The 22,887-nt window shown below is 72.9% G+C and carries 19 protein-coding genes and 3 tRNA genes; 14 read left to right on the top strand and 8 right to left on the bottom strand.

What is annotated here, in order from left to right:
* Window positions 1-121: 121 nt before the first annotated feature.
* From CITRIK5_RS10815 to CITRIK5_RS10830, 4 genes are all read left to right on the top strand, one after another.
* A complete protein-coding gene (locus CITRIK5_RS10815; protein ID WP_123244176.1) occupies window positions 122-1,804 on the top strand; it encodes an ABC transporter substrate-binding protein in 1,683 nt (560 codons plus the stop codon).
* A gap of 136 nt (window positions 1,805-1,940) precedes the next feature.
* Complete coding sequence (locus CITRIK5_RS10820; RefSeq protein ID WP_069941074.1) at window positions 1,941-2,945, top strand: ABC transporter permease; 1,005 nt, start codon at window positions 1,941-1,943, stop codon at window positions 2,943-2,945.
* Complete coding sequence (locus CITRIK5_RS10825; protein ID WP_123244189.1) at window positions 2,942-3,934, top strand: ABC transporter permease; 993 nt, start codon at window positions 2,942-2,944, stop codon at window positions 3,932-3,934. The genes CITRIK5_RS10820 and CITRIK5_RS10825 overlap by 4 nt, the downstream gene beginning before the upstream one ends.
* 2 nt (window positions 3,935-3,936) lie before the next feature.
* Window positions 3,937-5,691, top strand: a complete 1,755-nt coding sequence (locus CITRIK5_RS10830; RefSeq protein WP_159833632.1) for an ABC transporter ATP-binding protein — start codon at window positions 3,937-3,939, stop codon at window positions 5,689-5,691.
* 128 nt (window positions 5,692-5,819) lie between these two features.
* Here the strand turns inward: CITRIK5_RS10830 and CITRIK5_RS10835 are convergent, their stop codons facing one another.
* The gene (locus CITRIK5_RS10835; RefSeq protein ID WP_061867612.1) at window positions 5,820-6,968 is read right to left on the bottom strand and encodes an acetate/propionate family kinase; all 1,149 of its coding nucleotides are present in this window, start codon (window positions 6,966-6,968) and stop codon (window positions 5,820-5,822) included.
* A gap of 20 nt (window positions 6,969-6,988) precedes the next feature.
* Window positions 6,989-9,064, bottom strand: coding sequence for a phosphate acetyltransferase (gene pta / locus CITRIK5_RS10840; RefSeq protein ID WP_020625363.1), 2,076 nt, complete (start codon window positions 9,062-9,064; stop codon window positions 6,989-6,991).
* 161 nt (window positions 9,065-9,225) lie between these two features.
* On the opposite strand from pta, the gene CITRIK5_RS10845 reads away from it, so the two are divergent.
* The 5 genes from CITRIK5_RS10845 (at window position 9,226) to CITRIK5_RS10865 (ending at window position 13,607) form a co-directional block, all read left to right on the top strand.
* A complete protein-coding gene (locus CITRIK5_RS10845; RefSeq protein ID WP_123244191.1) occupies window positions 9,226-10,566 on the top strand; it encodes an Nramp family divalent metal transporter in 1,341 nt (446 codons plus the stop codon).
* A 31-nt stretch (window positions 10,567-10,597) separates the two neighbouring features.
* Window positions 10,598-10,975 carry a thiamine-binding protein gene (locus tag CITRIK5_RS10850; RefSeq protein WP_123244192.1) on the top strand — a complete coding sequence of 126 codons (378 nt, stop codon included), beginning with the start codon at window positions 10,598-10,600 and terminating at the stop codon, window positions 10,973-10,975.
* Between the two features lie 107 nt (window positions 10,976-11,082).
* Window positions 11,083-11,646: a GNAT family N-acetyltransferase gene (locus CITRIK5_RS10855; RefSeq protein ID WP_123244193.1), complete on the top strand. Its 564-nt coding sequence runs from the start codon at window positions 11,083-11,085 to the stop codon at window positions 11,644-11,646.
* Complete coding sequence (locus CITRIK5_RS10860) at window positions 11,643-12,572, top strand: spermidine synthase (RefSeq protein WP_044658645.1); 930 nt, start codon at window positions 11,643-11,645, stop codon at window positions 12,570-12,572. The genes CITRIK5_RS10855 and CITRIK5_RS10860 overlap by 4 nt, the downstream gene beginning before the upstream one ends.
* Before the next feature lie 60 nt (window positions 12,573-12,632).
* Window positions 12,633-13,607 carry a universal stress protein gene (locus CITRIK5_RS10865; protein WP_123244194.1) on the top strand — a complete coding sequence of 325 codons (975 nt, stop codon included), beginning with the start codon at window positions 12,633-12,635 and terminating at the stop codon, window positions 13,605-13,607.
* A 7-nt stretch (window positions 13,608-13,614) separates the two neighbouring features.
* Here the strand turns inward: CITRIK5_RS10865 and CITRIK5_RS10870 are convergent, their stop codons facing one another.
* Window positions 13,615-14,010 (bottom strand): metallopeptidase family protein, encoded by a 396-nt coding sequence (locus tag CITRIK5_RS10870; RefSeq protein ID WP_002856128.1) that lies wholly within the window; start codon window positions 14,008-14,010, stop codon window positions 13,615-13,617.
* Window positions 14,011-14,135: 125 nt separating this feature from the next.
* Between CITRIK5_RS10870 and CITRIK5_RS10875 the strand changes: the two genes are divergently transcribed.
* The 4 genes from CITRIK5_RS10875 to CITRIK5_RS10890 all read left to right on the top strand — a co-directional run bounded on the left by CITRIK5_RS10875 (window position 14,136) and on the right by CITRIK5_RS10890 (window position 15,253).
* Window positions 14,136-14,208, top strand: a tRNA-Glu gene (locus CITRIK5_RS10875).
* A gap of 116 nt (window positions 14,209-14,324) precedes the next feature.
* Window positions 14,325-14,398, top strand: a tRNA-Asp gene (locus CITRIK5_RS10880).
* A 72-nt stretch (window positions 14,399-14,470) separates the two neighbouring features.
* A tRNA-Phe gene (locus CITRIK5_RS10885) sits at window positions 14,471-14,546 on the top strand.
* 92 nt (window positions 14,547-14,638) lie between these two features.
* Complete coding sequence (locus CITRIK5_RS10890) at window positions 14,639-15,253, top strand: cysteine hydrolase family protein (RefSeq protein WP_123244195.1); 615 nt, start codon at window positions 14,639-14,641, stop codon at window positions 15,251-15,253.
* A 7-nt stretch (window positions 15,254-15,260) separates the two neighbouring features.
* Here the strand turns inward: CITRIK5_RS10890 and CITRIK5_RS10895 are convergent, their stop codons facing one another.
* On the bottom strand, window positions 15,261-15,527 hold the full coding sequence (locus CITRIK5_RS10895) for a hypothetical protein (RefSeq protein WP_049147831.1): 267 nt from the start codon (window positions 15,525-15,527) through the stop codon (window positions 15,261-15,263).
* 201 nt (window positions 15,528-15,728) lie between these two features.
* Between CITRIK5_RS10895 and CITRIK5_RS10900 the strand changes: the two genes are divergently transcribed.
* A complete protein-coding gene (locus CITRIK5_RS10900; RefSeq protein WP_123244196.1) occupies window positions 15,729-17,600 on the top strand; it encodes a BCCT family transporter in 1,872 nt (623 codons plus the stop codon).
* Between the two features lie 96 nt (window positions 17,601-17,696).
* On the opposite strand, the gene CITRIK5_RS10905 is transcribed toward CITRIK5_RS10900, so the two are convergent.
* The 4 genes from CITRIK5_RS10905 to CITRIK5_RS10920 form a co-directional block, all read right to left on the bottom strand.
* On the bottom strand, window positions 17,697-19,154 hold the full coding sequence (locus CITRIK5_RS10905) for an amino acid permease (RefSeq protein ID WP_123244197.1): 1,458 nt from the start codon (window positions 19,152-19,154) through the stop codon (window positions 17,697-17,699).
* Between the two features lie 12 nt (window positions 19,155-19,166).
* Window positions 19,167-20,990, bottom strand: a complete 1,824-nt coding sequence (locus CITRIK5_RS10910; protein ID WP_159833634.1) for a glycoside hydrolase family 13 protein — start codon at window positions 20,988-20,990, stop codon at window positions 19,167-19,169.
* A gap of 105 nt (window positions 20,991-21,095) precedes the next feature.
* A complete protein-coding gene (locus tag CITRIK5_RS10915; protein WP_159833636.1) occupies window positions 21,096-21,998 on the bottom strand; it encodes a hypothetical protein in 903 nt (300 codons plus the stop codon).
* Window positions 21,999-22,016: 18 nt separating this feature from the next.
* On the bottom strand, window positions 22,017-22,844 hold the full coding sequence (locus tag CITRIK5_RS10920; RefSeq protein ID WP_119217604.1) for an exodeoxyribonuclease III: 828 nt from the start codon (window positions 22,842-22,844) through the stop codon (window positions 22,017-22,019).
* Window positions 22,845-22,887: the final 43 nt, after the last annotated feature.

Raw genomic sequence — 22,887 nt, forward strand, 5'->3', positions numbered from 1 at the left:
GTTGCGTTCCTGCCCGCGCTTGTGGCTATAGTCACGTCCAGGAGCGTGCCCGAGGTCACACCCGACGGCGCGGTCCCCTCGCACCCGCGTCTCGGCTGAGACCTCTCCCGGAGGAGCCCCCATGGCCACCCGTCTGCGTCACCGACTCCTGTCCGCCGCCGCGCTCACCGCGGCCGGCGCCCTGCTCGTCACCGGCTGCGCCCAGAGCCAGCGCGACGGCGGCGGCTCCGGCGGCTCGGGCGGGGGCGACGCCGCCCAAGTGGACGGCTCGTTCCTCTTCGCCGCCTCCTCCGACCCGAAGACCCTGGACCCGGCCTTCGCCTCCGACGGCGAGACCTTCCGGGTCTCCCGTCAGATCTTCGAGGGCCTCGTGGGCACGAAGCCGGGCACCGCGGACCCCGCGCCGCTGCTGGCCGAGTCCTGGGAGTCCTCGGAGGACGGCCTGACCCACACGTTCCAGCTGAAGGAGGGCGTGACCTTCCACGACGGCGAGCCGTTCAACGGGGAGGCCGTGTGCGCCAACTTCGACCGCTGGTACAACTTCACGGGCATCCAGCAGTCGGAGACCCTCTCGTACTACTACGGCAAGCTGTTCCGCGGCTTCGCGGACAAGCCCGAGGACGCCGTCTACAAGGAGTGCGAGGCCACCGGCGAGCACGAGGTGAAGATCACGCTGGCGCAGCCGTTCGCGGGCTTCATCTCCTCCCTGTCCCTGCCGGCCTTCGCCATGCAGTCGCCGAAGGCGCTCGAGGAGTACAAGGCGGACGAGGTCGGCGGCACCGCCGAGTCGCCCCAGATGTCCGAGTACGCCCGGGCACACCCCACCGGCACCGGCCCCTACAAGTTCGAGTCCTGGAGCGTGGGCGAGGACGTCAAGCTCACCGCCAACGAGGACTACTGGGGCGAGGGCGGCGAGGTCACGGACATCACCTTCCGCGTGATCGACGACCCGGTGGCCCGCCGTCAGGCGCTCGAGGCCGGGGACATCGACGGCTACGACCTCGTGGCCCCCGCGGACACCGCGGCCCTGTCCGAGGCCGGCTTCAACGTGGTGGCCCGCGACCCGTTCACCATCCTCTACCTGGGCCTGAACCAGGAGAAGGAGGAGCTCCAGGACGTCAGGGTGCGCCAGGCGATCGCCCACGCGATCGACAAGGACGCCCTCATCGCGCAGACCCTCCCCGAGGGCACGGAGCCCGCCACCCAGTTCATCCCGAAGTCCGTGAACGGGTACAGCGAGGACGTCACCACGTACGAGCACGACCCCGCCAAGGCCAAGGCGCTGCTCGCCGAGGCCGGCTACCCGGACGGCTTCACGATCGACTTCAACTACCCCACCGGCGTCTCGCGCCCGTACATGCCGACCCCCGAGCAGGCGTTCTCCAACCTCTCGAGCCAGCTGGCCGAGGTGGGCATCACGGTGAACGCGAAGCCGGCCAAGTGGAGCCCGGACTACCTCGACCAGGTGCAGGGCACCTCGGACCACGGCATCCACCTGCTCGGCTGGACCGGTGACTACAACGACACGGACAACTTCGTGGGCGTGTTCTTCGGCCAGGAGAAGCCCGAGTTCGGCTTCACCGACGAGGAGCTGTTCTCCGCCCTCGAGGAGGCCCGCCAGATCCCGACGCTCGAGGAGCAGACGCCGAAGTACCAGGAGATCAACGAGCAGATCTCCGAGATCGTCCCGGCGGTCCCGCTCGCCCACCCGGCCCCGTCGCTGGCCTTCGACAAGCGCGTGGCCTCCTACCCGGCGAGCCCGGTCAACGACGAGGTCTTCAACGAGATCGACCTGACCGAGTGAGCCCGGCGGGCCGGGGACGACCCGCCCCACCGGCGACGACGGCGCCGCGCCCCGGCGCCGTCGTCGCCGGCCCGCCCGCCACCGCCCGTCCCTCGCACCGACCGGCCCGGCCCCCGCGCCGGCATGGAGGCCCCTCGTGCTCAGACTCATCGGCAAGCGCCTGCTGCTGCTGATCCCCACCCTGTTCGGACTGTCCGTCCTGCTGTTCGTGTGGGTCCGCAGCCTGCCCGGCGGCCCCGCCACCGCCCTGCTCGGCGACCGCGCCACCCCCGAGGCCGTGGCCCGCGTGAACGCGGCGTACGGCTTCGACAAGCCCCTGCTCGAGCAGTACCTCACCTACATGGGGCGGCTGCTGCGCGGCGACTTCGGCACCTCGACCATGACGAACCGGTCCGTGGTCGAGGAGTTCGCGGACCGCTTCCCGGCCACGCTGGAGCTCTCGGTCTTCGCGATCGTGTTCGCGGTGGCCATCGGCATCCCGCTCGGCTACTGGGCGGCCCGCCATGTGGGCCGGTGGCAGGACGACGTCGCCGTCGTGCTGTCCCTGGTCGGCGTGGTGGTGCCCGTGTTCTTCCTGGCGTTCATCCTCAAGTGGGTGTTCGCGGTGAAGCTGGGCTGGCTGCCCACGGACGGCCGGCAGGACCCGCGGATCGACGCCACCCACTACACGAACTTCTACGTGTGGGACGGCATCATCACCGCGGAGTGGGACGCGGCCCTGAACGCGCTGACCCACCTGGTGCTGCCCGGCATCGCGCTGGGCACCATCCCGCTGGCGATCATCGCGCGCATCACCCGTGCCTCCGTGCTGGACGTGCAGGACGCGGACTTCGTGCGCACGGCCCGCGCCAAGGGCCTGGCCCCGCGCCTGATCCGAAACCGGTTCATCATGCGCAACGCCCTGCTGCCGGTGAGCACCACGCTCGGCCTGCAGCTGGGCCTGCTGATCTCCGGGGCGGTGCTCACCGAGACGGTGTTCGCGTTCAACGGGATCGGCCGGTTCCTCGCGCAGGCGATCTTCCAGCTCGACTTCCCGGTGCTGCAGGGCTTCATCATCTTCATCGCCCTGCTCTACTCGCTGATCAACCTGGTCGTGGACGTCTCCTACGGCCTCATCGACCCGAGGGTGCGTGTCTCATGAGCGTGAACCTGCCCCCCAGCCCCGGCGGCGGACCCACCGAGCACGCCGTCGAGCACGCGCTGGCGCCCGTCGAGGCCGGGGCCACCCAGGCGACCACCGAGGCCGCCGCGGACGCGCGCGGCACCTCCGTGTGGGGCGCCGCGTTCCAGCGGCTGCGCCGCAACCCGGCCGCGATCGCCGGCGCCGTGATCGTGCTGCTCTTCGTGCTCGTGGCCGTCCTCGCCCCGGTGCTGGCCCCGTACGCGGGCACGGCCACACCCGGCATGCGCGAGATCCGTCCCACCCACGTGCCCGGCCCCGGCGAGGTGGCCGGCTACCCGCTGGGCCTGGACCGCTTCGGCGGGGACGTGCTCTCCAAGCTGATCTGGGGCGCGCAGGCCTCGCTGCTCATCGGCGTCATCTCGACGGCGTTCGGCCTGGCCGGCGGCATGCTGCTCGGCCTGCTGGCCGGCACGTTCGGCGGCTGGGTGGACTCCGTGGTGATGCGCGTCGTGGACATCCTGCTCTCGGTGCCCAACCTGCTGCTGGCGGTGTCCATCGCGGCGATCCTCGGGCAGACCCCGTTCGCGGTGATGATCGCGATCGGGGTGGCGCAGGTGCCCGTGTTCGCGCGGCTGCTGCGTTCCTCGATGCTCACGCAGAAAGGGTCGGACTACGTGCTCGCGGCGCAGACCCTCGGCCTCTCGCGCGGGCGGATCACGATGTCCCACGTGCTGCCGAACTCGCTGGGCCCCGTGATCGTGCAGGCCACGCTCACCCTGGCCACGGCCGTGATCGACGCGGCCGCCCTGTCCTTCCTGGGCCTCGGCGGCGGCCGCCCCGAGACCGCCGAGTGGGGCCGCATGCTCACCTACGCGCAGGCCGAGCTGGGCATCAACCCGTGGCTCGCGTTCCTGCCCGGCCTGTGCATCGCCATCACCGCGCTCGGCTTCACCCTGCTGGGCGAGTCCCTGCGCGAGGCCCTCGACCCGACCTCCCGGAGGCGCTGACCATGGACCCCAAGCACGACGACGGCGCGCCCGGCCCCGGCACGACACCCGCGGTCCCCGCGGCCGGCGCCCCGCTGCTGGAGATCCGCGACCTGGATGTGGAGTTCACCACCCAGCAGGGCACCGTGCAGGCCGTGGAGGGCGCGTCCCTCACGCTCCCGGCCGGAGGCACGCTGGCGATCGTGGGCGAGTCCGGCTCGGGCAAGTCCACCACCGCGATGGCCGCGATCGGCCTGCTGCCCGGCAACGGCCGGGTCACGGCAGGCTCCGTCCGCTTCGCGGGCGAGGAGCTCGTGGGCCTGCCCGAGTCGCGGATGCGCGGCATCCGCGGCCGCCGGATCGGGCTGGTGCCGCAGGACCCGATGTCCAACCTCAACCCCGTGACCCGGGTGGGGCAGCAGATCGGGGAGACCCTGCTGACCCACGGCATGACGACGAAGAAGGACGTGGGGGCCGCCGTCGTCGAGGTGATGGAGCGCGCCGGCATCCCCGAGCCCGCGCGACGGGCCAAGCAGTACCCGCACGAGCTCTCGGGCGGCCTGCGCCAGCGCGTGCTGATCGGCATCGGCCTGGCGTGCCGGCCGCAGCTGCTGATCGCGGACGAGCCGACCTCCGCCCTGGACGTGACGGTGCAGCAGGTGATCCTGGACCAGATCGACGAGATGACCCGCGAGCTCGGCAGCTCCGTGCTGCTGATCACCCATGACCTCGGCCTCGCCGCCGAGCGGGCGCAGCAGCTCGTGGTGATGCACCGCGGACGCGTGGTGGAGTCCGGCGACGCGCGGGCCATCCTCGAGGACCCGCAGCACGCCTACACCCGCTCGCTCGTGGCGGCCGCGCCGTCGGTGGCGGCGGCCCGCCTGCTGCCCGAGGCCTTCGATCCCGCGCCCGCCGCACTGGCCGAGGACGACACCGCGGCCCTCACCACGGTGGCCCTGGCGAAGCAGGACCTCACCCCGCTGGTGGAGATCCGCGACCTCACCAAGGTCTACCCCGTGCGCGGGCACGAGGACTTCACCGCCGTGAAGGATGTCTCCCTGAAGATCCCGCGCGGCAAGACCGTCTCGATCGTCGGCGAGTCCGGCTCCGGCAAGACGACGACGGCGCGCATGCTGCTCAAGCTGATCGAGCCGACCTCGGGCGAGATCCGCTTCGAGGGCAAGGATGTGCTGGCGCTGAAGGGGGAGGGGCTCAAGGACTTCCGGCAGCGCGTGCAGGCCGTGTTCCAGGACCCGTTCTCCTCGCTCAACCCCTCGTTCACGGTGGGCCGGATCATCGAGGAGCCGCTGCAGACGTACCGGCGGGGCAACGCCAGGCAGCGGCGGGCGCGCGTGCTCGAGCTCATGGACCAGGTGGCCCTGCCCTCGCACTTCCACCGCCGGTACCCGGCCGAGCTCTCGGGCGGGCAGCGCCAGCGCGTGGCGATCGCCCGTGCGCTCGCGCTGAACCCCGAGCTGATCGTGTGCGACGAGCCGGTCTCCGCGCTGGACGTGCTCGTGCAGGACCAGATCCTCACGCTGCTGCGCCGCCTGCAGGACGAGCTGGGGCTGAGCTACCTGTTCATCTCGCACGACCTGGCGGTGGTGCGGCTCATCTCCGACTACGTGTGCGTCATGAAGGACGGCGAGGTGGTGGAGGCGGCCAGCTCGGAGGAGGTCTTCACCAACCCCCGGCACCCGTACACCCGCCGCCTGCTCGCCTCGATCCCGGGCAACGAGCTGGGCATCGCCGTCGAGGCGGACGGCACCCACGTCTGAGCGCTGACCGGGCCGGACGGTCGGGTGCAGAAGCGCCCCGTTCGTGTCGACCGAGCCGCAGCGACATCACCGCCGGGCGGACCGGCGGTGATGTCGCTGGGCGTCGGTCGGACGGTCGGGCGCGGTGCTCAGCGGGCGAGCTCCCACGTCAAGCGGGCGATCGCCTGCTCCTCGTCCGTGGGGACCACGAGCACCGGGATCGCCGACTCCGGCGCGGAGATCGTGTGGGGCCCGGCCACGCGGGCGCGGTTGGCCTCGGCCTCGTAGGCCACCCCGAGCGCCTCGAGCCGGTCGAGCACGCGCGCCCGGAACGGAGCCGAGTTCTCGCCGATCCCGGCGGTGAACACGATCGCCTGCGCCCCGCCCACGGCCACGTGGTAGCCGCCCACGTACTTGGCCAGCCGGTAGGAGGCCACGTCCAGGGCGTTGCGGGCGCGGCCGTCCCCGGAGGCGGCGTTCTCCAGCACCTGGCGCATGTCCGCCTCCCCGGCCAGGCCCAGCAGGCCGGAGCGCCTGTTCATGAGGGTGTCCAGCTCCTCGGCGTCGTAGCCGTGGTTCCGCATGAGGTGGGTGACCACGGAGGGGTCCAGGTCGCCGGAGCGGGTGCCCATCACCAGGCCGGCCAGCGGGGTGTAGCCCATGGAGGTGTCCACGGAGACGCCGTCGCGGATGGCGGTGGCGGAGGCGCCGTTGCCCAGGTGCAGCACCACGGCCCGGAACTCCCCCCGCGGGATGCCCAGATGCTCCGCGGCGAGGCCGGTGACGAGGTCGTGGCTCGTGCCGTGGAAGCCGTAGCGGCGGATGCCGTGCTCCGTGTAGACCTCGTCCGGCAGGGCGTACTGCCAGGCCTCGCGGGGCATGGTCTGGTGGAACGAGGTGTCGAACACGACCACCTGGGGCATGTCCGGCCAGCGCTCGGCCATGGCGCGCAGCCCCTGGGCGGCGGCGGGGTTGTGCAGCGGGGCCAGCGGGGCGAGGCGCTCGATCGCGCGGATCACCTCGTTGGTCACCCGGGCCGGGGCGGTGAACCGCTCGCCGCCGTGGACCACGCGGTGGCCGGCGGCGTCGATGGTGCGCCCGCCGGTCGCCTCGGCCAGCTCGGCCTCCACCTGCTCGAGGGCGGCGGCGTGGTCCGGCACGCCGGAGCCGGGGACGCCGATGCGCTCCACCAGGCCCTGGGCGAGGACGGGCACCGGGGCGTCCGTGCCGTCGTCGGCCAGCTCACGGAGCTGGTACTTCAGGGACGACGAGCCGGAGTTGATGACAAGGACGAGCACGGGGGACTCCTTCCGGGGCGTCAGCCCTGGGCCTGGGCCTGGATGGCGGTGATGGCGACGGTGTTGACGATGTCCTCCACGGTGGTGCCGCGGGAGAGGTCGTTGACGGGCTTGTTCAGGCCCTGCAGCACGGGCCCGACGGCGACCGCCCCGGAGGACTGCTGGACGGCCTTGTAGGTGTTGTTGCCGGTGTTCAGGTCCGGGAACACGAACACGGTGGCCTGGCCGGCCACCTCGGAGCCGGGCATCTTCGAGGCCGCGACGGAGGCGTTGACGGCGGCGTCGTACTGCAGCGGGCCCTCCACCTTCAGCTCGGGGGCACGCTCCCTCACGAGCTCCGTGGCGGCGCGGACCTTGTCCACGGACTGCCCGGAGCCGGAGGCGCCCGTGGAGTAGGAGAGCATGGCGACGCGCGGGTCCACCCCGAACTGGGCGGCGGTGGCCGCGGACGCCACGGCGATGTCCGCGAGCTGCTGCGCGTCCGGGTCCGGGTTCACGGCGCAGTCGCCGTACACGAGGGCGCGGTCCGGCAGCAGCATGAAGAACACCGAGGAGACGATCGAGACGCCCGGCTTCGTCTTCACGAACTCCAGCGCGGGGCGGATGGTGTTGGCGGTGGTGTGGGCGGCGCCGGAGACCATGCCGTCCACGTCGCCCAGGTGGACCATCATCGTGCCGAAGTAGGCGCCCTCCTGCATGACCTCGCGGGCGCGCTCGGCGTCCACGCCCTTGTGGGCGCGCAGCCGGGCGTACTCCTGCGCGTAGCGCTCCAGGTCCGGGGAGTCGGCGGGGTCCACGAGCTCGATCCCGCTCAGGTCCACGCCCTCGCGGGAGGCCAGCTCCCGCACGGCGGCGGCCGGGCCGAGCACCACGAGGTCGCAGACGTCGCGGCGCTGGAGGATCTCGGCGGCGCGCAGCACGCGGGCATCCTCGCCCTCGGGCAGCACGATCCGGCGGCGGTCCGCGCGGGCGCGGGAGATCAGCTCGTGCAGGAAGCGCAGAGGGGTGACGACGTCGGTGCGTGGCAGGTCGAAGCGGGCCAGCAGCTCGTCCCCGTCCACGCGCTGGTGCCAGGTGCCCAGGGCGGCGGCGGTCTTGCGGGGCTGGGCGCTGGAGAGCTCGGAGCGCACCCGGGAGACCTTCGCGGCGGTGGTGAACGTGTCGTCGTGGGTGACGAACACGGGGAAGGCCGCGCCCAGGTAGAGCCGCTGGAGCTGGCGGTTCGGGAGGATGCCGTTGGTGAGGATCATGCCGGAGGGGGTGGGGAAGTCCGGGGTCAGCGAGGAGGCCACGGTGGCCAGGATCGCGTCGGAGCGGTCGCCGGAGACGATCACGAGCGCGCCCTCGCGCAGGACCTCGAGGAAGTTGCCGCCCTCCATGGAGACGGCCTTGACCTCGGCGACGTCGCGGTCCAGCGTCTCCTGCCCGGCCATCTGCTCGAGCCCGAGCGCGTCCGCCACCTCGGCCACCGAGGGGTGCGCGAGCTCGGTCAGCTCGGGCAGCACGTACACGGGCCAGGCGTGGCGGCCGGGGCGCACGGCCGCGCCGACGGCGTCGAGGTCACGGGGGTCCGCGCGGTTGACCATGACGGCCAGCAGCTCGACGCCGGCGTCGTCGAGGGTGCGCCGGGCCAGGTCCACGACGTCGGCCGCCTGCTCGGGTGTCAGGTCCGCGCCGGAGACCACGGCGACCACGGGGGTGCCGAGGTTGCGGGCGAGCTGGGCGTTGAGGTCGAGGTCGGCGGCCGGGTCCGGGCTGATCAGGTCGGTGCCCTCCACCACCACGACGCCGCCCGCCGCCCGCATGGCGTCGTACTGCTCCACGCAGCGCTGCTGGACCTCGTCGCCGCGGCCCTCGGCCATGAGGGTGCGGGCCTCGGCCGCGGTGAGGCCGCCGCGGGCCTGCTCCGGGGAGAGGCCGTACTGCTCGCGCATCAGCAGCACCATGGGGTCGGTCTCCACGTCGTCGCCGGGCACCACGGGGCGGAAGTAGCCCACCGTGCCGGAGCGCCGGTACAGCGAGTCGGCCAGGCCCAGGCTGACGAGGGACTTGCCGGCGCCGGTGGACGTGGTGGAGACGAAGATTCCCTGGGGCATGGCGGACCTTCCGGTGGAGGACGGGGCTCGTCGTTCACGGTACCGAGGCCGCGGCGTCGGGGCCCGTCCCGGCCGACGCGGATCGACGTGAGTGAGGCGTGTCTCTCACGCGCGTGACACACATGACTGCACTCGCCCCGTCAAGCATTAAGGACCCTCCCATGGCAACGAGAGCCGACCGCGGCCGCCCCGTGCACAACCCCGACATCATCGGGTTCACGGACGCCGAGCTCAACGAGACCCCCATCCGGCCGAAGTGGAACTCGCTGGGACCCGGCATCGTGGCGGCCGCCACGGGCGTGGGCGCCGCGGACCTCGTGGCCACCCTCACCGCCGGCTCCCGCTACGGCTACATGCTCCTGTGGGCCGTGATCCTGGGCGTGATCTTCAAGATCGTGCTCGTGGAGGGCGTGGGCCGCTGGTACCTGTCCACCGGCAAGACGATCTTCCAGGGCTGGCGCACCCTCGGGGCCTGGACGTCCTGGTACTTCGGCCCGTACATCCTCATCTGGGGCATCGTGTACGGGGCGACGGCGATGTCCTCCACCGCCCTGCCGCTCGCGGCGCTGTTCCCCGGTGTGGACAGCAAGGTGTTCGCGATCGCCGCGGGCCTGATCGGCCTGGGACTGGTCTGGCTGGACAAGTACCGGCTCATCGAGTGGCTCATGACGGTGCTGATCGGCGTCATGTTCGTGACGGTGCTGCTCTCCGCGGCGCTGACGGCCCCGAACCTGGGCGAGATCCTCGCCGGTCTCGTGCCGCGCCTGCCCTCCGGCGATCCCCAGGCCATGTTCTACGTGCTCGGCCTGGCCGGCGGCGTCGGCGGCACCATCACGCTCGCGGCCTACGGCTACTGGCTGCGCGAGAAGGGCTGGAACGTCCCGAAGTACCTGAAGGTCATGCGGTTCGACAATGCGACCTCGTACATCCTCACGGGCATCTTCGTGATCGCCACCATGGTCATGGGCGTGGAGCTGCTGCACTCGGCGGGGCTGGCGATCTCCTCGGGCGACAAGGGCCTGCTCGACGTCGGCAACGTGCTGGCCGAGCGCTACGGCCAGGCGTACTCCGTGGTGTTCCTGGTGGGCTTCTTCGCCGCGTCCTTCTCCTCGCTTCTGGGCGTGTGGCACGGCGTCTCCCTGATGTTCGCGGACTTCTGGACGAACTTCCGCCGCCCCGCGGACGAGCTCGACCAGGACGACGCCCCCTCGCTGGCCTCGAAGCCGGGCCGCTTCTTCCTGCTGTGGCTGACCTTCCCGCCGATGACCCTGCTGTTCCTGGATCGCCCGATCTTCCTGATCCTGCTCTACGGCACGCTCGGCGCCTTGTTCATGCCGTTCCTGGCCGTGACGCTGCTGTTCCTGAACAACAAGAAGGAGGTGCCGGCCCAGTTCCGCAACGGCTGGATCCGCAACACGCTGCTGGGCCTGACCGCGGCCGTGTTCGTGGCGATCGGCGTGAACGAGCTGATCAAGGCCCTGCAGCCGGTGCTCGGGGGGTGAGCCGGCGGCGGGAGCGGGGCACACTGGTGCCATGATCGTCGCCTTCTCCGTCGCCCCCTCCGGCCAACCCGCCGACGCCGAGCACCTGCCCGGCGACGCGGACACCGCGTCCGTGCACCGGGCGGTGGCGGCCGCCGTCGCCGTGGTGCGCGCCTCCGGCCTGCCGCACCGCACCTCCTCGATGTTCACCGAGATCGAGGGGGAGTGGGACGAGGTGATGGAGGTCGTGCGCGCCGCCGTGGACGCCGTGTCCCCGTACGGCTCCCGCGTCTCGCTCGTGCTGAAGGCGGACATCCGCCCCGGCCGCACCGGCGAGCTGGACGGCAAGCTCGAGCGCCTCGAGTCGGCCCTCGCCGAGGACGAGGGGCGGCGCGCCGCCCCGGCCCCGCGCGACGGCGACGCCGGGTGACCCCCCTCCCCGCTGCCCCCGGACGCTTTCGTTCGAGAAACGGCGGCGTGTCGAGGCGCTTTCGTTCGAGAAATGGCCGCCGCGCCGGCGGCCCAGAGGAGCAGCCCGTGCCTGAGTCCGTGACCGTGCGCCTCGCCGCCCCCGGGGACGTCGAGGCGCTGCTGCGCGTCAAGGCGCGGTCGTGGCGGGAGGCCTACGGCGCGCTCCTGCCGTCCGCCTACCTGGACGCGATCGAGGACCGGATCCCGGAGGACGTGCCCGCGTGGACCGCGCTGATCGGATCGGACCGGGACCTCTGGGTCGCCGACGACGGCGGCCGGCTGCTCGGCGTGGCGCTCGCGGGCCCGCGTCGCTCGGCGGCGGAGACGGGCCGGACGGGCGCGGACGACGCGGCCGCATCGCCCGCCGACCTGCCCGATGTGGAGCTCATGGTGCTCTACGTCCTGGCCGAGGCGTACGGGACCGGCCTGGGAGCGCGCCTGCTGGACGCCGTCGTCGGGGACCGCCCCGCGATGCTGCGCGTCCTCGCCGAGAATCCGCGGGCCGTGGCGTTCTACGCCAAGCACGGGTTCGCGGCCGTGGGGGCGCCGGAGCCGATGACCGGCCCGTGGGCCGGCCTGCACGAGCAGCTGATGGTGCGCCGTCGCCCGCACGACGGCGGTGCGGCGTGAGTCGCCGGTCATCGGCGCGCCGGGGCCGGGCCGCGGGCGGATCCGCCGGCCCCGCCGGGATCGAGCCGGGCGTCCACGCGATCACCCACGGCACCGCCGAGATCCGCGAGGACGCCTTCGAGCCGGACGCGTTCATCCTCTACGTCAACGGCGTCGAGTCCTCGCCGCTGGACCCCGAGCGCCCCGAACGCATGGCCTTCGAGTACATGCGCTGGGCCGCCGCGGCCGTCCGGGCGCACTGGCCGGAGCCCACGCCGCTGCGGGCCCTGCACCTGGGCGGCGCGGGCTGCGCGCTCGCCCGCTGGGTGGACCACGCGTACCCGGGCTCCCACCAGACCGCGGTGGAGATCGACGCCGGCCTGGCCGCCCTCGCCCGCGAGCGCTTCGGCCTGCCCCGCGCCCCGGCCCTGCGCATCCGCGTGGCAGACGCCGCCGAGGTCCTGGCCACGGCCCACCCGGCCAGCCGCGACCTGATCATCCGCGACGTCTTCGCCCCGGACCCCACGGACCTGACCGGTGCCCGCCACATCACCCCGCCGGGCCTCACCGGCCTGGACGCGGCCCGCGCCGCCGCGCGGGTCCTCGCCCCGGGCGGGCTGTACGTGCTCAACGTGGGCGGCGGGCCGGACCTGACGTCGGTGCGGGCGGACGTGGCTGCCGTCGTCGCCGCGTTCGAGCACGTTGAGGTGATCGCGGATCCGCCCATGCTCAAGGGGCGGCGCCGCGGCAACGTCATCGTGGCGGCCTCGGACGCCCCCGTGGCCCGTCCCGCCGCGGACGCCCCGCCCGGCTCCGACCCCCGCGACCGCCTGGCCCGTGCCCTGCGCATGGACGCCTTCCCAGCCCGGCTCGCGGAGGATCCACGCGGCTTCCCCGCGGGCGTCGCGCCCGGGATCACGGGACTCGTCCCGGGCCCCGAGGCGTAGACTGGAGGCACTCGGCCGGGTCCGCCCGGGGCCCGTCGAGTCTGACTCGAGGAGGTCGCCATGTCCGCCCAGACCCAGCCCGCCGCCCCCCGCCGTGAGGATGCACCGCTCGGCGTCCTGGTGGGTGTGGACGGCTCCGACCAGTCCGTCTCCGCCGCCCGCTGGGCCCAGCGCGAGGCCGGCCTGCGCGGCGAGCCGCTGACCCTCGTCACCGCCTACTCGATCCCCGCGTACTGGGGTTACGGCGCGGACGCCGGCGGCGCCGTCCTGGACGACTCCCGTCTCCGCGAGGGCGTGCAGGCCCTCCTGGAGGAGGTCGCCGGCAAGCTCGACGCCGACGGGGTGCGTCCGGAGCTGCGTGTGGAGATCGGGGACGCGGCCGGCGTCCTCGTGGAGCTCTCCGCCGAGGCCTCCCTGCTCGTCTCGGGCGCGCGCGGCCGCGGCGGCTTCATGGGCCGCCTGCTCGGCTCGGTGGCCGCCGCGCTGCCCGGCCACGCGCACTGCCCGGTCGCCATCATCCCCGCCGGGGTCGAGGCCAGCCGCGCGGGGGACAGGACCGCCGTCGTGGTGGGCGTCGACGGTTCCGAGCAGGGCCGTGCCGCCGCTCTCGAGGCCGCCGAGGAGGCCCGCCTCCGTCAGGCCCCGCTGAAGCTCGTGTGCGCCGTCCCGCCCCTGGGCGCGAATGCCGCGTGGCTGGCGGTCAGCCTGGACGAGGAGGCCCGCGAGCGGGAGCTGCGGGAGCGTCTCGAGGCCGGCGCCGCGTGGATCAGCTCCGAGTTCCCCGGTCTCGAGGTCCTCACCGAGCTCGTGGACGGCACCCCCGTGGACGTGTTGGTGGACCAGACCGCCACCGCCCGCCTCACCGTGGTGGGCACGCGCGGTCTGGGCGGCTTCGCCGGTGCGATCGTCGGCTCCACGAGCCGCGGCGTCGCGGACCACGCGAAGGGTCCGGTGCTCGTCGTCCCGTTCCGCGAGGACGTCCGCCTCGGCCGCCGCGCCTCGTTCGGCCCGGTCCAGGACCAGTCGGGGTCCTGACCGGCGCTCAGCCCCAGCCGAGCTCGTGGAGGCGCTCCTCGGAGATGCCGAAGAAATGCCCCACCTCGTGCATGACGGTGACGGTGATCTCGTCCTCGAGCTCGGCGCGGGAGGTGCAGTGGCGGGTGAGCGGGCCGCGGAACACCACGATCCGGTCCGGCATCTGCCACGCGAACTCGGCGCGCTCGGTCAGCGGCACGCCCTCGTAGAGGCCGAACAGCTCGGTGGCCGGGTCCTCCCAGCGCTGCGGCTCGTACTCGTCCTCCACCACCACGACGACGTTCGTCAGCAGCCGCGCCAGCTCGTCCGGGATGCGGGTGAGGGCCGCGGAGACGGCGTCGTCGAACTCCTGCTCGCTCATCCACGTGGCGGCGGGCTGCTCGGGCGACGGGCGGTGGTCCACGGCGGCTCCTGGGGGTGCGGGGCTCCGCGGTGCGGAGGGCGGCCGGCCGGCGGCCGGACTTGCCGGAGGGTGTGCGGCCACCATAGACTCCCAGGGTCCACCTCGGGAATCTCGACACCGGACCTGCCCCTATCGTCTAGAGGCCTAGGACACCGCCCTTTCACGGCGGCGACACGGGTTCGAATCCCGTTGGGGGTACGCAGAACGGCCGCCCTCGGCGGCCGGAACGGCACGTGGAGCGTGGACTTGCACGACGCTCGGAGGCTCTGCTAGAGTTTCCACTCGTTGCGAAAGCGGCGAGAACAACAGAACATGGCCCTGTAGCGCAGTTGGTTAGCGCGCCGCCCTGTCACGGCGGAGGTCGCGGGTTCAAGTCCCGTCAGGGTCGCTCGGATCGTCCGATCACCGGCATTCGGAAACGGAGTCCGGTGACGCATGGTCCTGGTGACGAAGGTCGCCGGGCTCTGTAGCTCAGTTGGTAGAGCGTACGACTGAAAATCGTAAGGTCACCGGATCGACGCCGGTCGGAGCCACCACTTCGAGAAGGCCCCCCGCAGACGCGGGGGGCCTTCGTCGTCCGGGGCGACGAGCCACTGACAGGCGGCGACGCGGTGGGCACACTGGGTCGATGCCCGATTCCCCCTCCCCCCGCGCGACCGGCGGCGAGACCGCGCTCGTGGTGATCGACGTCCAGCACAGCTACTTCGAGCATCCCGCGCTGGCCGCCCATCAGGCCGAGCTGACGGCGGCGGTCGTGGAACTGCTCCGGACCGCGCACGAGGCCGGCCGTCCCGTCTTCCTGGTGCGGACCGAGCACGCGCGGGACCGCTCCACGTGGACGTTGAACATGCTGGCCGACGGCGAGGGCTTCGCCTTCCCGGGCAGCCGGCAGGCCGCTCTGCTCGACGGGGTCGCGGCGGCCGCCCCGGACGCCGTCGAGCTCGTGAAGACCCGGGACTCCGCCTTCCACGGCACCGGACTGGCGGCCGAGCTGCGGGGCCGCGGGGTGGATCGGCTCCTGCTGTGCGGCGTCTCCACCCACAGCTGCATCGCCGAGACCGCCACGGCCGCGTTCGCCCTCGACTTCCACGCCGCGATCGCGACGGACGCGATCGCCTCCGAAGAGCCGGCGCTGGCCGCCGAGATGCTCGACTTCCTCCGCGCCGAGATGCGTCAGCCGCTCCTCGGGCAGGACGAGGCGCTCACCCTCCTGCGCACCGGCCTCGTCCCCGACCGGGGCTGAGGGGCGGTCACAGGATCTCGACGTCGCCCTCGTCCGCACGCGTGCGGTCCTGGGCGTCCTCCTCGATGTGCATGGCGGCGGACTCCGCATTGCGCAGGGAGTCCGGGGCACGTCCCTCCCCGGCCCAGTGCTGCGGGTCGTCCGAGCCGCCGCGCACGGGCTGGCCGTCGCGGCCGTCCTGCGGCGCGGGGTCGCCGGCGGCGTTGGGATCGGCGAGCAGGTCCGTCTCGAGCTCTCGTTCGTCCTCGCGGTCCTCGAAGGGGACGTCGGTCATGGTGCGGTCCTTCCTCTCGCGGGCGGGCCCGTCCGGCGCCGCCGTCGTCGTGGTGTCCCACACCCTAGTGAGGCCGCCCACGCCTCACCAGGGGACGCCCGCGCCGGGGCCGTGGGCGCGGTCACCCCGCCGGGTGAGACCGTCCACTCGGCCGCGTCTCAGGCAGGGAGCCGGCGTGCGGGACCACGTAAGGTCGGGAGGATGAGCGATCCGACACCGCCCTCGACCGAGCCCATGATCCCCGAGCAACCCGGGAACCATCCGTCCTCGGCGACCGCCCCCGACGCCGGCGTCGCCCCTGCCACCTCCGCCGCGGCCGCCCGCGACCGCGTCCTGCTGCCGTGGGTGTTCTGGCCCTCCGCGGTCATCGTGCTCTCCTTCGTGGGGGCCACGCTGCTCGCCCCCGACCAGATGACCGTGGGCATCGGCCTGGTCCAGCAGGCCATCATCACGAACTTCTCGTGGTGGTACGCGCTCGTCGCTCTGTTCTTCGTGCTGTTCTGCGGCTACCTCGCGTTCTCCCGCAAGGGCGGGATCACGCTGGGCAAGCCCGATGAGAAGCCCGAGTTCTCTACGCTGTCCTGGTTCTCCCTGCTCTTCGCGGCGGGCATGGGCATCGGCCTCGTGTTCTTCGGCATGACCGAGCCGCTCATGCACTTCACCGATCCGCGGCCCGACGTGGCGGCCGCCAACCCCACCCAGGCGGAGGCCGCCCAGTCGGCGCTGGCCACCACGTTCCTGCACTGGGGCCTGCAGCCCTGGGCGATCTACGCGGTGGTGGGCGTGGCGGTCGCGCTGGCCATCCACCGGCGTGGCCGTCCCCTCGCGCTGCGCTGGGCCTTCGAGCCGCTGATCGGCGAGCGCCGCGTGCGCGGCGGCTGGGGCCACCTGATCGACAACATCGCCCTCATCGGCACCGTCTTCGGCGTGGCCACCTCGCTGGGCCTCGGGGTCACCCAGATGTCCGCGGGCCTGCGCGCGCTGGGCATCGTGCCCGAGGACAGCCCCTGGCTCGAGTACGCCATGATCGGCGCGGTCACCTGCGTGGTGCTCTACACCGTGGTCTCCGGCGTGGAGCGCGGCATGAAGTGGCTGTCCAACACCAACCTGATCCTGGCCGCCAGCCTGCTGCTGTTCATCGCGATCGTGGGACCCACCGCGTTCCTGTTCAAGGAGATGGTGCAGTCCCTCGGCTCCTACATGCAGTACTTCTTCGCGAACTCGCTCAACGTCTCCGCGTTCTACGGCGCCGAGGGCGACGCGTGGCAGGCCGGCTGGAGCGCGTACTACTGGGGCTGGTGGATGTCCTGGACGCCGTTCGTCGGCATCTTCATCGCCCGCATCTCGCGCGGTCGCACCGTGCGCGAGTTCATCGCCGGCGTGCTGCTGGTGCCCACCATGGTGGGCGTGGTCTGGTTCGGCATCCTGGGCGGCACCGCGATCTTCCTCGAGACCACCCGCCCGGCCGGGTACACCTCCGTGGTGGGCGCGGACGGCGCCATCGACTCGAACACCGCGCTCTTCCAGGTGCTCGAGCAGCTGCCCGCGGGCACGATGCTCGTGGTCGGCGCCATCATCCTCTCGGGCATCTTCTTCATCACCTCCGCCGACTCGGGCTCGCTCGTGATGGGCATGCTCGCCACGGGCGGCGACGTGAACCCGAAGGCCACGGTGAAGATCTTCTTCGCCATCGCCACCTCGCTCATGGCCGCGGCCCTGCTGGCCGCCGGCGGCCTGTCCGCGATCCAGGTCCTGGCCATCACCATCGGCCTGCCGTTCTCCGTGATGATGCTGCTGATCTGCCTGGCCACGTTCCGCTCGCTCGGCTACTCCGTGGCGCGGGTGGAGGCGGTGCGCCGCCAGGCCATGCTGGCCTCCATCAAGGACCGCCTGGGCCTCGAGTCCGACGACGACGAGGTGGTCGACTCCGGCCCCGTGGCGGCCTCGCAGTGGTGGGCCTCGCTCAGTCGGGACCACCAGCAGCGGATCGCCGATGCGGCCGCGGACGCGGCCGCCGGCGCCGAGGCCGGGCCGGCGGCGCGCCGGACCCGGCTGCGCCGCACGCCGCGCTGACGGCCCCCCGTCGCGGAAGGACCCCGCGGCACCACGCCTGATCCCGTGTGGGAGGCGTGGCGCCGCGGGGTCCTCCTCATCCCCGGGCGGGGGGAGTCACTCGCGCGCCGCCACGGCCGGCAGGGAGCCGGTCCGGGCGTGCGCGGAGGCAGTGCGCCGCACGCCGGTGACGAACCAGGCCAGGCTGAGCACGACCATCCAGGCCACGCCGATCAGCAGCGGCTGGCGGGAGTCCGGGGTCGTGGCCATGGTGATCACCACGGCGGCGACGAAGGCCAGCCCGAACACCGTGCCGACGATGCCGAACGGCATGCGGAACGAGGACGGCCGCTGACCGGCCGCAGCCATGCGGGCGCGCATCGCGCGGTGGGAGAGCAGGATCATGGTCCACGTGAACACCACGGCGAACGAGGCGACGCCGGCCACGAGTCCGAACGCGTTCGGGTCCACGGTGATCAGGACGGCGCCCACCACCAGCACGCCCATCATCACGGCGACCGTCAGCCACGGCACGCCGCCGCGGTTCACGCGGGTGAAGGCGCGCGGGGCCTGGCCGTCATGGGCCATGGCGTAGAGGAGCCGGCCGCTGGAGTAGATGCACGCGTTGATTGCGGAGACCGCCGCGGTCAGCACCACGAAGTTCAGGATGTGCGGGGCGAACGGGACGCCGAGGGCGTCGAAGATCTGCACGAACGGGCTGGTGGAGCCGTCCACGGCCGTCCACGGCACGAGGGACATGATGACCACCATGGTGCCCACGTAGAACAGCAGGATGCGCACGGGCACCGTGTTGATGGCCCGGGGCAGGGACTTCTCCGGGTCCTTGGCCTCGCCCGCGGCGATGCCCAGGGTCTCGATGCCGCCGAAGGAGAAGGTCACGACGGTCAGGGCGGTCAGCACGCCCAGCATGCCCATGGGCAGGAAGCCGCCGTGCTCCACGAGGTTGTGCACGCCCGCCGTCGCGCCCTCCTGGTAGGAGGCGCCGGTGAACATGAGGATGATGCCGCCGAAGATCATGGCCACGATGGCGCCGACCTTGATGAGGGTCAGCCAGAACTCGGTCTCGCCGAAGTTGCCGACGTCGGTGACGTTGATCAGCCCGACCACCAGGATGGTGGCCGCCACCCAGGCCCACGCGGGCACCTCGGGGAACCAGAACGCCATGTAGGTGGTGATGGCGGCGGTGTCCGCCACGATCACCACGGCCAGCTCGAACACGAAGGTCCAGCCGGTGACGTAGCCCGCGAACGGGCCGAGATAGCGGGAGGCGTACGCGGCGAACGAGCCCGAGACCGGCTCGTGCAGGGTCATCTCGCCCAGGGCCCGCATCACGAGGAAGACGGCGAAGCCGGCGATCAGGAACGCGAGGATCACGCCGGGGCCCGCGGCCTGGATGCCGCCGGCCGAGCCGTAGAACAGGCCGGTGCCGATCGCGGTGCCCAGCGCGATGAAGATGATGTGGCGCTGGGTGAGGCCGCGGTGCAGCTGACCGGGGCGCTCCGCGTCCGCGGGGCCGGGCTCGGCCACGCGGGAGCCGGAGGGGGAGGTGTTCACGGGGGTCTCCGTTCAGCTCTGGAGCAGCCAGGCGGCGGCGTTGTGGGCCAGCCGGCCGTCCTGCACGGCCTCGGCCTCGTCGAGGGAGAACAGGGCCCGGGCGTGGCCCGCGGGCAGGTCCACGGGCTCGTTCGAGAGGTTCGCCAGGACGAGCAGCGTGCGCGCCGGGATCGGCTCGCCCGAGCCCAGGTGGCGGCCGCCGCCGGAGGTGACGGTGAACGCCAGCACGCCGCGGGCGGGGTCGTGGTGCTCGGACCAGGCGAACGTGCCGGTGCCCAGGTCCAGCTCGCCCCGGATCTGGATCAGGCGGCGGTACAGCTCGAACACGGAGCCCTCGACGCCGACCTGACGGTCCGCCGCCAGCGCCCGGTAGGACTCCGGCTGGGGGAGCCACGGCCGCGCCGGGGCGTCCCCGGCGGGTCCGGCGCCGTCGTCGTCCGCGGGGGTGGAGAAGCCGAGCGCGGGCTCGTCCGCCGCCCAGGGCATCGGGATGCGGCAGCCGTCGCGGCCGGGCTCCTTGCCGTCCGTGCGGAAGAAGTAGGGGTCCGTGCGCTGCTCGGCGGCCAGGGTGGTGTGCTCGGGCAGGCCGAGCTCGTCCCCCTGGTAGATGTACGCCGAGCCGGGCAGGGCCAGCTCGACCAGGGCCGCGGCGCGGGCCCGGCGGCGGCCCAGCTCCTCGTCCGGCTGCTCGTCCTCGGCGGTGATGCCGGCCGGGTAGGAGCTCGGGTCCGCCAGGCCGTAGCGGGAGGCGTGGCGCACCGTGTCGTGGTTGGAGAGCACCCACGTGTTGGGGGCGCCCACGCGCTCGGCGTGCTCGAACGAGCGGTCGATCGCGCTGGTGAGGGACTCCGCGTCCCAGCCGGCCATCAGGTACGTGAAGTTGAAGGTCTGGTGCATCTCGCCGGGGCGGACGTACCGGAACATGCGCGAGAGCGGGGCCACCCACGCCTCGGCCACCATCATCGGCTCGTGGTCGTAGGAGTCCAGGACCCGCCGCCAGTCCCGGTAGACCTCGTGGACGCGGTCCTGGTCCATGAACGGGGTGAGCGGCTCGAAGGTGTCCGGGTCGAACGTGGGGTCGGCGTCCTCGCCCGCGTCCGTGACCATGCCCATGCGGGAGTGCTCGGCGTCCGGGTAGCCGGGCTGCTTGATGAGCCCGTGGGCCACGTCCACCCGGAAGCCGTCCACGCCGCGGTCCAGCCAGAACCGCAGGATGGAGCGGAACTCCTCGCGCACTTCCTCGTTCTCCCAGTTCAGGTCCGGCTGCGTGGTGTCGAACAGGTGCAGGTACCACTGGCCCGGGGTGCCGTCCGCCTCGGTCACGCGGGTCCAGGCCCCGCCGCCGAACGTGGACTCCCAGTTGTTGGGGGGCAGCTCGCCGTGCTCGCCGCGGCCCTCGGCGAAGTGGTAGCGGGCGCGCTCGGGGGAGCCGGGGCCGGCGGCCAGGGCGGCCTGGAACCACGCGTGCTCGGACGAGGTGTGGTTCGGCACGAGGTCCACGACCACGCGGATGCCGGCCTCGTGCGCGGCGGCGATCATCTCGTCCGCGTCCGCGAGCGTGCCGAACCGCGGGTCCACGGCGCGGTAGTCCGCGACGTCGTAGCCGGCGTCGTGCTGCGGGGAGAGGTAGAAGGGCGAGAGCCAGATCGCGTCCACGCCGAGCTGGGCCAGGTAGTCGAGGCGCGAGGTGACGCCGCGCAGGTCGCCCATGCCGTCCCCGTCCGCGTCCGCGAAGGAGCGCGGGTACACCTGGTAGATCACGGCGTCCACCCACCACGGGGTGACGGGCCGGTTCCGGGCTTCCGAGGGCGGGGTGCTCAGGCGCTGCGTGGTCATGGGATCCACCCTAGGCCCGACGCGGGAGCGCGCGCCCCGCGTGAGCGGCGTCGGCGGCGTGGTGTGCGTCTCGGGCGCCCGGCGCGGTCGGACGCAACGGCCGGCTCAGGTCAGCCGGGCCAGCATCCCGACGGCGGCCCAGCGGCGGTTCAGTCGTTCCTGTGCGACGCCGGCGGTCGCCTCGTCGCCCTCCTCGAGCGCGTCGATGAGCGTCCACAGGTCGAAGACGGAGTCGTCCGGCCACACGTGCCGCGTGAGGCCGCCGTAGTCCAGCTCGATCCACGAGTCGGGGTGGAACGCGCCGAGCCACTCCACCATCACCGTGAGCTCGCCGATCAGCTCCGCATCCGGGGCGTGCCGCGCGAGCACCGCCGCCGCGTGCCCGGCCCGCTCCCGGGCGGCCACGATCGGGGCGCGCCGGTACGCCGTGCGCTCGCTGTCCACGAGGCGCTGCACGGGCTCCTCGGGGTCGAACACCGTGAGCCAGCCGTGCGGCACACCCCACGTGGCCGTGCGCGTCTGCACGCGGTGGTGCTCCGGCGCGCCGCCCTCGTCCTGCGGGTCCTGGCCCGCCGCGTCCGGGTCGGGGGAGAGGCCCCACTCGTCCTCGAGCGCCACGAGCGCGCGGCCGCGGTTCATGGCGCGCGCCGCCGGCGGGATGGCGGCCTCGTGCAGCCGCGGCAGCATCGTCTCCTCGAGCATGGCCGCGGCCATCTCGGCCCGCAGGCCCCGCTCGTCCGGGCAGTAGAACGCGGAGCGGTGCTCGTCCTGCAGGACCCGCACGAGGTCGTCCTCGCCGGGCTCCGGGAACGGGTCGGCCACGGGCCGGGCGAGGCGACGCCGGGCCCGTTCGGCCGCCTCGGCCTCGACCTCGGCGCGCGTGCGGTGGCCGCCGGCGATCAGTCGTGCCTGGACCGCGTCCGGGAACGCGGCCAGCGGCTGGAAGACGCGCAGGTGCGCGGTGCCGCGCGCGACACCCGGGGGCGGGCCGTCGTCGTCGTGGGTCATCGCGGGCTCGTCCGTGGCTCAGCCCAGCTCGACGACCACGGGCGCGTGGTCCGAGGCGCCCTTGCCCTTACGCTCCTCGCGGTCGATCCAGGCGTCCGTGACCGTCCGTGCGAGGGCGGGGGAGCACAGCTGGAAGTCGATGCGCATGCCCTTCTTCTTGGGGAAGGCCAGGCCCGTGTAGTCCCAGTACGTGTACACGCCGGGGCCGGGGTGGCGCGGGCGCACCACGTCCACCAGCCCGGCGTCCTCGAACGCGTGGAACGCCGCGCGCTCGGCCGGGGAGACGTGCGTGTAGCCCTCGCGCTGGAACAGCTCGATGTCCCACACGTCCTCGTCCTGCGGAGCGATGTTCCAGTCGCCGGCCAGGGCGAGCCGGGTGTCCGGGTCCTCGGCGAGGCGAGCGGCCGCGTGCTCCTGGAGCACGCGCAGCCACTCGAGCTTGTAGCCCATGTGCTCGTCCTCCAGGCCGCGCCCGTTGGGCACGTACAGGCTCCACAGGCGCACCGGGGCGACGCCGTCGGCCGCCTCGGCGCCCACGGTCGCCCCGATGGCGCGGGACTCCTCCTGCGGGTCCACGCCGCCCTTGCCGAAGTGCGGCTGGCCGGGGAAGCCGCGCTGCACGTCGCTCAGGCCGACGCGGGAGGCGATGGCCACGCCGTTCCACTGCGAGGTGCCGTTGTGCGCCACCTCGTAGCCGGCGCGCTCGAAGAGCTCCCAGGGGAAGTTCTCGTCCCGGCACTTGGTCTCCTGGATGGCCAGGACGTCGATGTCATGGCGCTCGAGGAAGGCCTCGACGCGGTCGGCGCGGGCACGGAGGGAGTTGACGTTCCAGGTGGCGATCTTCACCCGGCCAGGCTATCGAAGGGCGCGGACACCGTGGGATCGGCGC

The sequence above is a fragment of the Micrococcus sp. 116 genome, from assembly GCF_902506395.1.
In the GTDB taxonomy this organism is placed as follows: domain Bacteria; phylum Actinomycetota; class Actinomycetes; order Actinomycetales; family Micrococcaceae; genus Micrococcus; species Micrococcus luteus.